This is a genomic window from Paraburkholderia sp. J94, assembly GCF_905220285.1.
Lineage (GTDB): Bacteria > Pseudomonadota > Gammaproteobacteria > Burkholderiales > Burkholderiaceae > Paraburkholderia > Paraburkholderia tropica_A.
The window spans coordinates 23,562-36,674 of sequence record NZ_CAJMZH010000031.1 but is presented as its reverse complement, the minus strand read 5'-3'; the positions used below and the strand labels follow the sequence as shown (position 1 = coordinate 36,674).

Sequence of the window (13,113 nt, the reverse complement as noted above, 5' to 3'; positions counted from 1 at the left end):
GCGGCAGCGGCGGTCACGGCGGACCGTCGGGCGGACCTTCGGGCGGCTTCGGCGGCGGCTTTGGCGGCGGTTTCGGCGGAGGATTCGGAGGCGGATTCGGCAAAGGTGGACCGTCAGGCGGCCCGGGCGGCGGGTACGGCGGCGGACACGGTGGCGGCCATGGCGGCGGCAGTCATTGATCTCGCACGGCGGTGCGCAGACAGCGCCGCAGCCACCCCGAATTGGCGCGACGGCCGGTCGCGCCATTCCAGGCAGCAACGGCGGCGGTATTCCGGTCCCCCGGCCGGGAGCCGCCGCCGGTGGCCGGAAGCGGCGCATGGCGCGTGTCTGCTGGCGACCCGGCCGCGCATTTCATGAGGCCTCACCCGCTGGTGGCGCGCTGCGCCGCCAGCTCCCCTCCCCGCGCCCGGCTTCGTCGTCTTCTTTCTCTTCCCCTTCGCCCTGGTTAAAGCATCTCCAGCGCGCGCTTGCTGCGCGGCGGCTTGAAGTACGCGTCGAGCGCGGCGAGATCGCCATCCCCGAGCTTCAGATCGAGCGCCGCGCGGTTCTCGCGCACGTGCTCGATACGCGCCGCCTTCGGAATCGCGCAGACGCCGCTCGCGCGCAGGACCCACGCGAGCGCCACCTGCCACACCGACACGCCATGCCCCGCCGCGATATCGTCGAGCGGCGAGCGCTTCGGCAAACGCGCGTGATCGACGGGGCTATACGCCATCACCGGCATGCCGCGCGCGAGACTCCACGGCAGCAGATCGAACTCCGGCCCGCGCCGCGCGACGTTGTAGAGAATCTGATTGGCCGCGCACGCCGCGCCGCCGGGCAGCGCGACGAGTTCTTCCATATCGTCGACGTCGAAATTGCTCACGCCCCAGTGGCGGATCTTGCCCGCGCGCACGAGCGCCTCGAAGCCCTCGACGGTTTCCTCGAGCGGCACGCCGCCGCGCCAGTGCAGCAGATACAGGTCGATACGGTCGGTGCCGAGCCGCGCGAGACTCGCCTCGCAGGCGCGCTCCACGCCCCGCCGGCTGGCGTTGTGCGTGGCGTTGTGCGGATAAACCTTGCTGACGAGAAACACCTCGTCGCGCAGCCCTTGCAGCGCTTCGCCGACCAGCTCCTCGGTCGCGCCGTCGCCGTACATTTCGGCGGTGTCGATCAGCGTCATGCCGAGCGCGACGCCCTCGCGCAGCGCGGCGATCTCGTCGGCGCGGCGCGATGCGCGCTCGCCCATTTCCCACGTGCCCTGACCGAGCTTCGCGATGCGCTCGCCGCCGGGCAGCGCGATGCTGGCGATATCGGTGCTCATGTGTTCTCTCTTTGCGATGCGAGGCTATGCATTCAGCGTGACGTTCAGCGAAGCGCCAGTGTATCGCCGCGCGCCGCGACGGGCATGTGCCTACGCGTAACTCCGGCATTACCGCGCCGCGCCGCCTATGTCATAAAATTGCCGTTCGCCTTTCATGCCTGCCTCCCATGAACGCTCCCACGGAAGACCGCTGGCGCGGCCTGCGCCCGGACCCGGACAACGACACGCCGCTGTATCTGCAACTCGCGCGCAAGCTCAGCGACGCGATCCACGAGAATCGCTGGAACGCCGGCGAGGCGCTGCCGTCCGAACGCGTGCTCGCCGACGCGCTCGGCGTCTCGCGCATCACCGCGCGCAAAGCCATCGCGCTGCTGGTCGAGCAAGGGCTGATCCGCCGCACGCAAGGCGCGGGCAGCTTCATCACGCCGCGCTACGAAGATCCGCTCTCGCGCCTCACGAGCTTCAGCGAAATGCTGCGCCAGCGCGGCTTCACGCCCAGCTCGCGCTGGCTCTCGCGCGAAATCCAGCCCGCGAGCCGCGACGAGGTGATCCAGCTCGGCCTCTCGCCCGCCGCCGCCGTCACGCGCCTCAAGCGTCTGCGTCTCGCGGACGGCATCGTCATGGCGGTCGAGAACTCCACCTTCCCCGCCGCGCTGATCCCCGATCCGAACGCGATCGGCGACTCGCTCTACAGCTTTCTCGAACAGCGCGGCCTCGCGATCGTCCGCGCGTTGCAGCACTTTCGCGCCGTCAACGCGAGCGAGGAAATCGCCCAGCAGATGAGCATCGCGCCGAACGAAGCGCTGCTGCTGATCACGCGCGTGGGCTATACCGCCGATCAGCGCGCCATCGAGCTGACCGATACCTACTGCCGCAACGACTACTACGACTTCGTCGCGGAGCTGCGCAAGTAAGCGGCGCGGCGCGCGACCTGCCGATTCAGGCCGCTTGACACCGGTCCACGCGACTTCACGCCGGTTCACGCCGTCCAGCGCGGCGCATCGGTGCCGATCGGCACGCAAGGCCGCGCGTAGAACGCGGGCGTGCGTTCGAGCCGCTCGGCGGGCGCCACGGCGCGCACGCGGCCGAACGGCGTGTCCCTCTCTTCCATGCAATCCGCCACGTCGCCGGCGCTCACCTCGGGCGCGCGCTGGCCGTCGTCGAGCGTGCCCATCGTTTGCAGCCAGCGGCCCGTCTGCGCGAGCGAGACGCGCACGTGCCAGCTGCCGCCCTCCTTCGCGCGGCGCGCGAGCGCGGTCATCGCGGCGAACGCGGCGAGATAGCCGGTGGCGTGATCGAGCGCCTGACACGGCAGCGGACGCGGCGCGGCAAACGGCGCAGGTTCCGACGATGACGATGACGATGACGACGCCGCCTCGCGCGCCGCCGCCACGCTCTCGCTCCAGACGATGCCGCTCGCCGACTGCACGAGGCTGTCGAAGCCGCGCCGCTCGCGCCACGGTCCGCGATGCGAGTACGCGCAGATCGACACGCAGACGATGCCGGGCCGCTCGCGCGCCAGCGCCTCGGGCGCGAAGCCGTGCGCCGCAAGCGCGCCGGGACGATACCCCTGCACGAACACATCGGCGTCGCGCGCCAGCGCGTGGAGTTGCGCGCGTCCCGCCGCGTCGCGCAGATCGAGCGTGGCCGAGCGCTTGCCGCGCCCGTTGTCGATCACGAGCGGCGCGATGTTGGGCAGATGCGGGCCGTTGATCAGCAGCACATCGGCGCCGTGATGCGCGAGCGTGCGGCCCGCCACCGGCCCCGCGATGATGCGCGTGAGGTCGAGCACGCGCATCCCGTCGAGCGGACGCGCGCCGACGGTCCGCAAGGCGTCGCGGTCATCGGCATCCGCATCGCCGATACGCTCGATCTCGAACAGCGGCAAGTCCGCCACCGCGTGCGCCTGCTCGTGCGCGGCCCATTCGCGCGGCGAGCGCACGAGCGCGGCGCACAGGCCCGCTTCGGCCAGCGCCGCGTCGAGCGCCGCGCCGTCCCAGTCGTTGCGGATCGCGCGCGCCACCTCGTCGCGCGATTCCCCGCAGCCGAGCACGCGCAGGATGCCGTGCAGGTGATGCGCGAAATTTGCATGTAGCTGAATCCAGCGGCCGTCGCGCGTCTCGAAGTAGCCGGTCACGGGATGGCGCAATTCGAAGGGCGCGCCGCCATCTACGCTCAGATAGCGCTCGCTGCGAAACGCCGCGAGCGCGCGCCGCACGTCGATCGACACGCGCTGATCGGGACCGCCGCGCAACGCATGCAGACGCGCCGCCGCCAGCCCCGCCGCGCCGATCGTGGCCGCTGCCAGCGTGCCGACGCGGAACACCGACGGCAAGCCCGGATCGTCGCCTTCGATATCGACGAGATCGAGCGCCGACGCGGCGCCGCCCCTGTCGTTGTCGTCGTCGGGGTGAGCCAGCATCCAGAGATGGGCGAGTGCGTCGCGAGGCGTCATGGCATGCGTCCTTGTGCGGGAAATCGTTGACGGGAACGATACGAGGTACACGCGCAAGGGTAAAAGCGCGCTCGCATACCGATCAATCTTGATTATCATGATCAACATAGATCGATTTTTCCGGTTTCCCGACGCTCGCCACCATGTCCAGCTATATGACCGCGGCCGAGGCCGCCGCCGAACTCGGCATCAGCCGCGCCACGCTCTATGCCTACGTGAGCCGCGGTCTGCTCAGTTCCGCGCCTGCCACCGACGATGCAACCGATGCGAACCACGCAAACCACGCGAACGGCACGAGCGGCAGCGCGGCGCCCAACGGCCGCAGCCACGCCGCGCGCCGCTACGACGCCGCCGAAGTGCGCCGCCTCGCGCGCCGCAAGGCCGACGGCAAGCGCGCGGGCAAGGTCGCGCAGAAAGTGCTGGACTGGGGCGTGCCGGTGCTCGAATCGTCGATCACGCTGATCGCGGGCGGGAAGCTGTTCTATCGCGGCCAGGACGCCGTCGAACTGGCGCGCCACGCCTCGCTCGAAGAGGTCGCCGCGCTGCTCTGGGAATGCACGCCGCGCCGCGTGCAGGACGCGCCCGCCGCGCCTATCGCGGCGGCGCAATGGTCGGCGTGGCTCAAGCTATGGAGCGGCCACTCGCCGCTCGAACGCGCGCTGGTGCTGCTGCCCGCGGCCGCCGCGCAGATGCCGCGCATCTGGGCGCAGGGCCGCGACGCGCAACTCGACAATGCCGCCGTCCTCATGCGCCTGCTCGCGGCGGCACTGGTCTCGGCGGCGCCGTCGGGCGAGCCGCTGCATCGGCAGATCGCGCATGCGTGGGGCGTGCGTTCGCGCAACCAGGCCGACTTGCTGCGCGCGGCGCTGGTGCTCTGCGCCGATCACGAACTGAACGCCTCGACCTTCACGGTGCGCTGCATCACCTCGACCGGCACGCATCTGTTCGGCGCGGCCACCGGCGGGCTCGCGGCGCTCGCGGGGCCGCGTCACGGCGGCGAAACCGTGCGCGTCGCGGCGCTGTTCGAAGAGGCCGCGCACGCGGACGATCTGCATCGCTATCTCGCACAGCGCCTCGCGCCCGACGAGAACGGCGTGACGCCGTCGCTGTCCGGCTTCGGGCATCCGCTTTACCCGGACGGCGATCCGCGCGCGCGTCTGCTGCTCGACTGGCTCGCGCAGCGCGCCCCCGCGCGTTCGCCGATGGCGGAAGTCGACCTGCTCGCGCAAGCGGTGATGGAAACCACGGGCGCGCGGCCCACGCTCGATTACGCGCTCGCGGCCATCGAGCGCGTGCTGGCGCTGCCGCGTGGCGCGGCGTTCACGCTGTTCGCGGCAGGACGCGTGACCGGATGGATCGCGCACGCGCTCGAACAGAACGCCGACGGCCGCTTGATCCGGCCGCGTGCGCGCTACGTGGGCGAGCACGTGCACGCGTAAGACGTCAGATCAACTCAACGCGCAACGCCGCTCACTGCGCGGCGCGCGTCCCCCACGGCCAGCGCACGGAGCGCGCACGCAACGTCTGCGCGACAAAACCCGCCAGCCCGCGCGTTTCGCCCAGATGCGCCGGGTGCGTCGGCGCTGCGTCCCCCTCACCCCGCCACTGCGGCGCGCGCAGCGCCGACGCGCCGCCGAGCGCCAGCACGAATCGCGCGCCCTCGCGCCCCGCGCTGAGCCACACGCGCGTGCCGGCCGCAAGGCTGATCGACTCGCCCGCGCGCAGCCAGTAATCGTCGGCGTCGCCGCCTATCGTGAGCCAGAGTTCGCCCTCGCTCACCTGCAACTGCATCGCCTGCGCGAGCCGCCAGCTTTCGGCGGGCTCGCCGTGCTCCAGTTCGAAAATTCGGATTTCGCGCATTGCCGTGCTCCTTGCGTGCGTTTTGGCTTCGGGCGTGGCGCGCATCGTCGCGAAACATCGCGAATTTCGCGTTCCCTCAAGACTGCGAAACGTCTTGAAGCGCCTGCCCGGTTGGAGCATTATTGCCCTCGGCATCCCGCCAACCCATGTACAGTTCCGAACAGTTCACGCGGAACTGTGCAGTGGAAAAACCGGACACTTGCGCGCAGACCGCCATGAAACTCGAACTCGACCGCGCCAGCGACGTCCCGCTCACCGAGCAGATCGTCGCCGGCGTGCAAACGTGGATCCGCTCGCGCTCGGCGCATCCGGGCGCGCGCCTGCCGTCGATCCGCCAGCTCGCCGCCGACTGCCGCATCAGCCGCTTTCCCGTGATCGAGGCCTACGACCGGCTCGTCTCGCTCGGCTTTCTCGACTCGCGACAAGGATCGGGCTTCTATGTGAGCGAGCACGCGCGGCTCGGTCTCGACGGGCTCGGTTCCTGCGATCTCTCGAATGCCGCCGAGGAATCGGGCCACCTGCTCGCGCAGCTGAATCTGCCGGGCGAGACGCTGCAGCTCGACAGCGGTTCGGTGCCGCAAGCGTGGCGCGATATCGACGCGATCGGCCAGGCGATCCGCCACGTCTCGCGCACCGATCCGTCGAGTCTCGTCGATTACGGCCCGCCGCTCGGCGACGCCACGCTGCGCGAGCATCTGCGCAACCGCCTCGCGCCGCTGGGCATCGCCGCCGACACCCAGCAGATCCTCATCACCGAAGGCGCGAGCGAAGGCATCGACCTGCTGATGCGCTATCTGCTCAAGCCCGGCGACACAGTGTTCGTCGAAGATCCCGGCTACTACAACCTCTACGGACTGCTGAAGCTGCACGGCGTGCGGCTCGTCGGCATCACGCGCACGGCGAACGGACCCGATATCGACCATCTGCACGCGATGCTCGCGCAGCATCGGCCGCGCGCGTTCTTCATCAACACCGTGTTCCACAATCCGACCGGCACGACGATCTCGCCGCCGGTCGCGTTCCGCGTGCTGCAACTCGCGCGCGAGCACGGCTTCAGCATCGTCGAAGACGATATCTACGCCGATTTCCAGGCCGATCCCACCGACCGGCTCGCCGCGCTCGACCAGTTCGAGCGCGTGATCTACGTGGGCGGGCTGTCGAAGACGCTGTCGTCCTCGCTGCGCGTGGGCTACGTGGTCGCGAACGCCGCCGTGGTGCGCGACCTCGCGTCGATCAAGGCGCTCACGAGCATCAGCGGCTCGCGCTTCACCCAGGCCGTGGCGGCGACGCTGCTCGAACGCGGCGCGTACCGCAAGTATCTGGAGCGGCTGCGCCGGCGGCTCGCCGAAGCGCTCGGCGCGGGCACGCGCACGCTCGAGGAACATGGCTGGGAACTGTTCACGGGGCCGTCCGCCACGCGCGCCGCTCAAGCGGCCGGACTCGCGCACACGCAGACGGGCGGCAAGTTCCTGTGGTCGCGCGTGCCGCATATCGACGACTCCGCGCGGCTCGCGGCCTGCGCCGAGGCGTTCGGCGTGAGCGTCTCGGCGGGCAGCCACTTCCGTCCGCACGGCGAGCCGTGTCCGTGGCTGCGCATCAACGCGGCGTTCGCGCTCGATCCGCGCGCGCAGGCGTTTTTCGCGGCGGCGGCGCGGCTCGACGCCTAGTCGCGAAGCCGCGCCCGCGCCCTCCCTACGCGCGCCGCCGCGCCACCTTCTCTACAATGGCGGCTGCCAGACACCGCCAGCGCGTGCGCCTTCGCCCATGTCCGACACTTCCAACGCCGCTTCCGCTTCGCCTTCCACGCCTTCCGCCCGCAAGCTCTCCGTGATGCTGTGGCTCGTCGCCACCGGCTTCTTCATGCAGACGCTCGACTCGACCATCGTCAACACGGCGCTGCCCGCGATGGCCGAAAGCCTCGGCGAACTGCCCTTGCGCATGCAGTCGGTCGTGATCGCGTACTCGCTGACGATGGCGGTGATGATCCCCGTCTCCGGCTGGCTCGCGGACAAGCTCGGCACGCGCCGCGTGTTCATGGGCGCGATCTTCGTGTTCACGATCGGCTCGCTGCTGTGCGCGAGCGCCCACACGCTGAACCAGCTCGTGCTCTCGCGCATCGCGCAGGGCGTGGGCGGCGCGATGCTACTGCCGGTCGGACGCCTCGCCGTGCTGCGCACGTTTCCCGCCGAACGCTATCTGCCCGCGCTCTCGTTCGTGGCGATCCCGGGCCTGATCGGTCCGCTGATCGGCCCGACGCTCGGCGGCTGGCTCGTGCAGATCGCCTCGTGGCACTGGATCTTCCTGATCAACGTGCCGGTGGGCATCGTGGGCTGCCTGTTCACCTTCATCTTCATGCCCGACAGCCGCAACGCCGACACGCCGAAGTTCGACCTGCCCGGCTACCTGCTGCTGGTCGCCGGCATGGTGACGATCTCGTTCGCGCTCGACGGCCGCTCCGAACTGGGCATTCCGCAAGCGACCGTGCTGGTGCTGCTGATCGTCTCGCTGGCCGCCTTCGTGGCCTACGGGCTGCACGCGCAGCGCTCGCCGCGGCCGATCTTTTCGCTCGAACTGTTCAAGATCCACACCTTCAGCGTGGGGCTGCTCGGCAACCTGTTCGCGCGCATCGGCAGCGGCGCGATGCCGTATCTGATTCCGCTGCTGCTCCAGGTTGCGCTCGGCTACACGCCGTTCGAGGCGGGCCTGATGATGCTGCCGGTCGCGGCGGCGGGCATGTTCTCGAAGCGCCTCGTCACCTACCTGATCACGCGCTACGGCTACCGCCGCGTGCTGGTGATCAACACGGTGCTGGTCGGCCTGATGATGGCGAGCTTCGCGCTCTCGACGCCGCACGAGCCGCTCTGGCTGCGCCTCGTTCAACTGGCCGTGTTCGGCGCCGTCAATTCGATGCAGTTCACCGCGATGAACACGCTCACGCTCAAGGACCTCGGCATGGGCGGCGCGAGCAGCGGCAACAGCCTCTTTTCGCTCGTGCAGATGCTCTCGATGAGTCTCGGCGTGACGGTCGCGGGCGCGCTGCTCACGACCTTCACGGGACTGATCGCGCATATGACCGCGTCGAACGTGATTCCGGCCTTCCATGCGACGTTCGTCTGCGTGGGCATCATCACGGCGGCCTCGTCGTGGATCTTCGGCCAGCTCTCCGACGACGTGCGTCACGCCGCGAAAAAAACCGATCCGTCCGAGCGCACGTAGGCGGCGGATGAAGGGCGAGTGAAGAGCGAATGAGCGGCGGCTGATCGACGCACCGCCACACGTGCGCCCGCCCGAACGCCATCGACGAAAACCATCCAGCAAACCCACGCGCCCGCCGCGCACCAGCCCGGTGCACGGCGCGCCCCGCGCGGTGCGCGCAAAGGCCGCGAAAGCGCGTCGCCAGTGCCTTCCCGGTCCGCGCGACGCCCTCACCCGCCATCCCGAAAACGCCGATATCCCGTGCGCATGGCCCGACCCGCTGTGTGTCGGGACTCGCATACTTTTTGCACGGCTATCCTGTAATGTAAACTTGACGTTCGCGCGCGCGGTCCTGTGCCGGCCATGGCGCGCGTCACCCAGGCCTATGACCAGCATGATCGACCTCGATCCCCCCGGCTATCAGTCGCGTCCCGTCGCGGGCGAAGAAGGCGCACGCCGCACCGTGCTTTACGGCGGATACACCGTGTTCAGCGTGTTCCAGCCGGTGTTTTCGGTCGCCCACCGCCGCGCGATCGGCTATCACGCGTCGCTGCGCGCGCACGACGAGCACGGCCAGCAGGTGCCGTCGCAGGAAGTGTTCACGCAGGCGGCGCGCCGCGGCGATCTGCTCGAACTGGGCCGGCTCGCGGAATCGCTGCATCTGGGCAACTTCAACGCCTTCGATTCGCACGACGAGTGGCTGTTTCTGAGCCTGCACCCCGCCGCGCTGATGGACACGAGCTACGGCGACGCCCTGCTCGCCGGCATCAAGGCGCTCGGGCTGCAGCCGCAGCGCGTGGTGCTGGAAGTGTCGGAACAGGCGGGCGGCGAGAACTCGCGTTTCGCGGAGATCATCGACGGGCTGCGCAAGGCCGGTTTCGTGATCGCGCTCGACGGCTTCGGCGCCAAGCATTCGAACATCGACCGCGTCTGGCAGCTACGTCCCGACATCGTCACGCTCGACCGCAGCCTGCTCGCGCAGGCGAGCCGCCACGCGCACATCGAACGCGTGCTGCCGGGGCTGGTGTCGATGCTGCACGAGTCGGGCCAGCTCGTGCTCGTGGGCGGACTCTCGACCGAGCGCGACGCGCTGATCGCGCTGGAAAGCAATGCCGATTTCGTGCAGGGCGCGTACTTCGCGCGGCCCGACGTCGAACCCGTGCCGCCTGCCACGGCGGCGCGTCTGATGGACGATCTTTCGGCACGTCTGCGCGAGCGCGTGAGCGCGCGCGAGCGGGCGCAATCGGCGCGCCTCGCGCCGTATGTGAGCGCGCTGCAGGCGGCCGCGAGCCAGCTTGCAGCGAACGCGAACATGAACGACGCCACGCTGCCGCTGCTCGGTCTCGGCGAGACGGCGCGCTGCTTCCTGCTGGACGCGTCGGGCCGCCAGATCGGCGACAACGTGCTGCCCGACGGCCGCACCTCGCAGCGCGCGAAGCGCTTCCGTCCGCTGCTGCATTCGGAAGGCGCGAGCTGGGAGCGCCGTCCCTACTTCATCGCCGCGATGAAGGCGCCGGGCAGCGTGCAGTTCACGCCGCCCTATCTCTCGATCAACGAGGCGCACCTGTGCGTGACCGCCTCGGTCGCCGCGCAAACGGCGCAAGGCTTGCAGGTGCTCTGCGTCGACATCAACTGGGAAGCCGCCGCGCTGCGCGGCTAGGCGAAGGTCAGGCGAAGTTCAGGCGAAGGCGAGCGGGCGCGCGATCAGCGTCGGCCCGTCTTGCGACGATGCTGACGATGAGGCTGCGGCGAGGGTTTGCGCCGCGCGCATGCTGGCTTGCAGCGCGGCATCGTTCGCCTTGAAGCGCGCCAGCAGCGTTTGAACGGCCTGCTCGCCGTAAATCCGGAAAGCGTGATTGGCCGCGCTGAACGTCGGCCCATGCCGATCCTGCCCCGCGACGCACACGACCGGCGCGGCACCTCCATCCTCGTCCGCCCGCACCTGCAGCCACGCCGCCAGCGCGCCGTCGTGCGCAACCAGCGCGACGCCCGCCGCGCCATCGAGCACGAGCGTTTCGGCGTGCAGCGCGCGAAGCTGCGTTGCTTCGCCAGCCTGCGTGAGCGCCGTCGCGGTCACACCGAGCAGATCGAGCAAGCCCGCGCGGTCCTGCGCGTGCAACACCTCACGCAAGCGCTCGACCGCGAACGCATGACGCGCCGCGTCGGCGGGCGCGGATTGCGGCGCCTGCTCGCGCGCGAGCCGCACGCGCGCCCGATGCACGATCTGGCGGCAATGCGCGGACGCGCAGCCGGTGAGCGCCGCGATCTCCGCGTAATCGCAATCGAACGCCTCGCGCAGCACGAACACCGCCTGCTCCAGCGGCCCGAGACGGTCGAGCATCAGCAGCAGGCCGTCCGAGAGTTGCGCCGCGCGCAGCCCGGTTTCCTCGGCCGACGGCGCGGTGTCGCCGAGCCACGGCGCGAGCCAGGCCGCGTCGCGCTCGCCCGCGCTCTCGCGGCGCAGCTTGCGCAGCCGGTCGATCGCAAGGCGCACCGTGACGGTCGCGAGCCACGCCTGCGGCGTGCGGACCGCCGCGGCGTCGCCGTCGCGCCAGCGGAACCAGGCGTCCTGCACCACGTCCTCGGCCTCCGCGCGGCTGCCGAGCACGCGCGTGGCCAGCGCCAGTAAACGCGCGCGCTCTTTCGCAAATACGCCCGCGCGGCGGGACTCGTCCCAGGTTTCGCCGATCGCCGCGCCTTGCGCCGCATCGTTTGATACGGCGCGTATTTCCGCACGCACTTCTACGCATGCTTCGTCGCTGATTTCGTCGCTCATCTGCGTCATTCGCTTCGCTCCTTCACGCGCCGGCTTCGCCGCGCTTCCCGACCTCCAGACGAACGGCCGCGCGCCGATGTGACAGCCGCGCGCAAAAAAATCCTCGTCACGCGCGGTTCGCGATGCGCGTCTTGTGGGCAACGGCGCGCCTCCACGGGAAGCACCGCGCCGGTCCACTCTTTCCGCGAGGATTTCCATGCAGCCCATCGATACGCATCTTGCAGCAATCGCGCCGCGCGCGCTCAATCTCGTGCCGACGGTCATCGAAACGTCGAGCCGCGGCGAGCGCGCCTACGACATCTATTCGCGCCTGCTGCGCGAACGCATCGTGTTTCTCGTCGGGCCGGTGAACGAGCAGAGCGCGAGCGTGGTCGTCGCGCAACTGCTGTTTCTCGAAGCCGAGCATCCCGAGAAGGACATCAGCCTCTATATCAACTCGCCGGGCGGCTCGGTCTACGACGGCATGGCGATCTACGACACGATGCAGTTCATCAAGCCCGACGTTTCCACGCTCTGCACGGGTTTCGCCGCCAGCATGGGCTCGTTTTTGCTCGCGGCGGGCGCGCATGGAAAACGCTTCGCACTCCCGAACGCCCGCATCATGATCCACCAGCCTTCAGGAGGCGGACAAGGCACGGCCTCCGATATCGAATTGCAGGCACGCGAGGTGATTTTTCAGCGCGAGCGGCTCAACGCCATGCTTGCCACGAACACGGGCCGCGAACTCGCGCAGATCGAACGCGACACTGACCGCGACAATTTCATGTCGGCGCACGCGGCTGCGGAATATGGCTTGATCGACCGCGTGATCGCGTCGCGCGACGAGCAGTTGCCGCGCTGATCGAATCTCGGCGTCAGGCCAGCCGCTGCGCGAGCCACGCGGCGATCACGCCTTTGTATTCCGCGACCAGCAGCTTGCGGTCCTTGGGTTTGGCCGCCGCGTAAAGCGGATTGAGGCTCTTGATGACCTGCAACATGACTTCGGCGATGCGATACGCCTCGTCCGACGACAGATCCGCGTTATAGCGCCGGAACAGCCCGGCAAAACGCTGACGCAGCTTGTTGCGCGCCGCGTCGTCGCGCCGAAAACCGAGCGGCACCGACAGCAGCGGCAGATAGGCCGGATACGAGGTCATCAGATCGACCATCATGTCGAACAGGCGCTCGGCCAGTTGTGCGAGCGGCAATTTCGCTTCGGCCTGCTCCTCGATCAGCGCGGTCCAGCGCGCGTCCATGTCGTCGCCGTAATGCAGGCGCAAGGCGAGCGCGAGCGCTTCCTTGTTCGGAAAGTACTGATACGCCGCGCCGATCGACACGCCGGCCTGCTGCGCGATCTGCGTCATGGTGGCCGCCTCGAAACCGCGCTCGGCGAACGCGTCGGCCGCCGCTTCGAGCAGCGCATCCACGGTGCGCGCCGCGCGCTCCTGACGCGGCACGCGCCGCGTCCCTTCTTTTTTCGCGTCTTCCGCCATATCTGAGGCCATCCTCATATTCGTGTATTATATGTGAGCCCATCCTCACATA

At 69.3% G+C, this 13,113-nt stretch carries 11 protein-coding genes; 6 read left to right on the top strand and 5 right to left on the bottom strand.

The features are described from left to right. Positions 1 to 445: 445 nt before the first annotated feature. On the bottom strand, positions 446 to 1,303 hold the full coding sequence (locus tag U4Y88_RS37245) for an aldo/keto reductase (RefSeq protein ID WP_321790022.1): 858 nt from the start codon (positions 1,301 to 1,303) through the stop codon (positions 446 to 448). Between the two features lie 167 nt (positions 1,304 to 1,470). Here U4Y88_RS37245 and U4Y88_RS37240 point away from each other — a divergent pair, with 167 nt between their 5' ends. After that, positions 1,471 to 2,217, top strand: coding sequence for a GntR family transcriptional regulator (locus U4Y88_RS37240; protein ID WP_074986242.1), 747 nt, complete (start codon positions 1,471 to 1,473; stop codon positions 2,215 to 2,217). A gap of 65 nt (positions 2,218 to 2,282) precedes the next feature. Here the strand turns inward: U4Y88_RS37240 and U4Y88_RS37235 are convergent, their stop codons facing one another. Then, positions 2,283 to 3,758, bottom strand: coding sequence for a CoA transferase (locus U4Y88_RS37235; RefSeq protein ID WP_321790020.1), 1,476 nt, complete (start codon positions 3,756 to 3,758; stop codon positions 2,283 to 2,285). Positions 3,759 to 3,901: 143 nt separating this feature from the next. Here U4Y88_RS37235 and U4Y88_RS37230 point away from each other — a divergent pair, with 143 nt between their 5' ends. Beyond that, positions 3,902 to 5,197 carry a citrate synthase family protein gene (locus tag U4Y88_RS37230; RefSeq protein ID WP_321790018.1) on the top strand — a complete coding sequence of 432 codons (1,296 nt, stop codon included), beginning with the start codon at positions 3,902 to 3,904 and terminating at the stop codon, positions 5,195 to 5,197. 31 nt (positions 5,198 to 5,228) lie between these two features. Here the strand turns inward: U4Y88_RS37230 and U4Y88_RS37225 are convergent, their stop codons facing one another. Then, positions 5,229 to 5,618, bottom strand: coding sequence for a DUF2917 domain-containing protein (locus tag U4Y88_RS37225; protein ID WP_310630433.1), 390 nt, complete (start codon positions 5,616 to 5,618; stop codon positions 5,229 to 5,231). A 215-nt stretch (positions 5,619 to 5,833) separates the two neighbouring features. Here U4Y88_RS37225 and U4Y88_RS37220 point away from each other — a divergent pair, with 215 nt between their 5' ends. The 3 genes from U4Y88_RS37220 to U4Y88_RS37210 all read left to right on the top strand — a co-directional run bounded on the left by U4Y88_RS37220 (position 5,834) and on the right by U4Y88_RS37210 (position 10,473). Next, on the top strand, positions 5,834 to 7,285 hold the full coding sequence (locus U4Y88_RS37220) for a PLP-dependent aminotransferase family protein (protein WP_321790016.1): 1,452 nt from the start codon (positions 5,834 to 5,836) through the stop codon (positions 7,283 to 7,285). Positions 7,286 to 7,382: 97 nt separating this feature from the next. Next, entirely contained in the window at positions 7,383 to 8,834 is a 1,452-nt protein-coding gene (mdtD, locus tag U4Y88_RS37215) for a multidrug transporter subunit MdtD (protein WP_224016239.1), read from the top strand. A gap of 364 nt (positions 8,835 to 9,198) precedes the next feature. After that, the gene (locus U4Y88_RS37210; RefSeq protein WP_224016242.1) at positions 9,199 to 10,473 is read left to right on the top strand and encodes an EAL domain-containing protein; all 1,275 of its coding nucleotides are present in this window, start codon (positions 9,199 to 9,201) and stop codon (positions 10,471 to 10,473) included. An 18-nt stretch (positions 10,474 to 10,491) separates the two neighbouring features. On the opposite strand, the gene U4Y88_RS37205 is transcribed toward U4Y88_RS37210, so the two are convergent. Then, positions 10,492 to 11,787 (bottom strand): sigma-70 family RNA polymerase sigma factor, encoded by a 1,296-nt coding sequence (locus U4Y88_RS37205; RefSeq protein WP_321790014.1) that lies wholly within the window; start codon positions 11,785 to 11,787, stop codon positions 10,492 to 10,494. On the opposite strand from U4Y88_RS37205, the gene clpP reads away from it, so the two are divergent. Continuing rightward, positions 11,786 to 12,430 carry an ATP-dependent Clp endopeptidase proteolytic subunit ClpP gene (gene clpP, locus U4Y88_RS37200; RefSeq protein ID WP_321790012.1) on the top strand — a complete coding sequence of 215 codons (645 nt, stop codon included), beginning with the start codon at positions 11,786 to 11,788 and terminating at the stop codon, positions 12,428 to 12,430. The two genes, U4Y88_RS37205 and clpP, sit on opposite strands and share 2 nt — an antisense overlap. A gap of 13 nt (positions 12,431 to 12,443) precedes the next feature. Here clpP and U4Y88_RS37195 read toward each other — a convergent pair whose 3' ends face one another. After that, positions 12,444 to 13,073, bottom strand: coding sequence for a TetR/AcrR family transcriptional regulator (locus U4Y88_RS37195; RefSeq protein ID WP_224016255.1), 630 nt, complete (start codon positions 13,071 to 13,073; stop codon positions 12,444 to 12,446). Positions 13,074 to 13,113 lie beyond the last annotated feature (40 nt).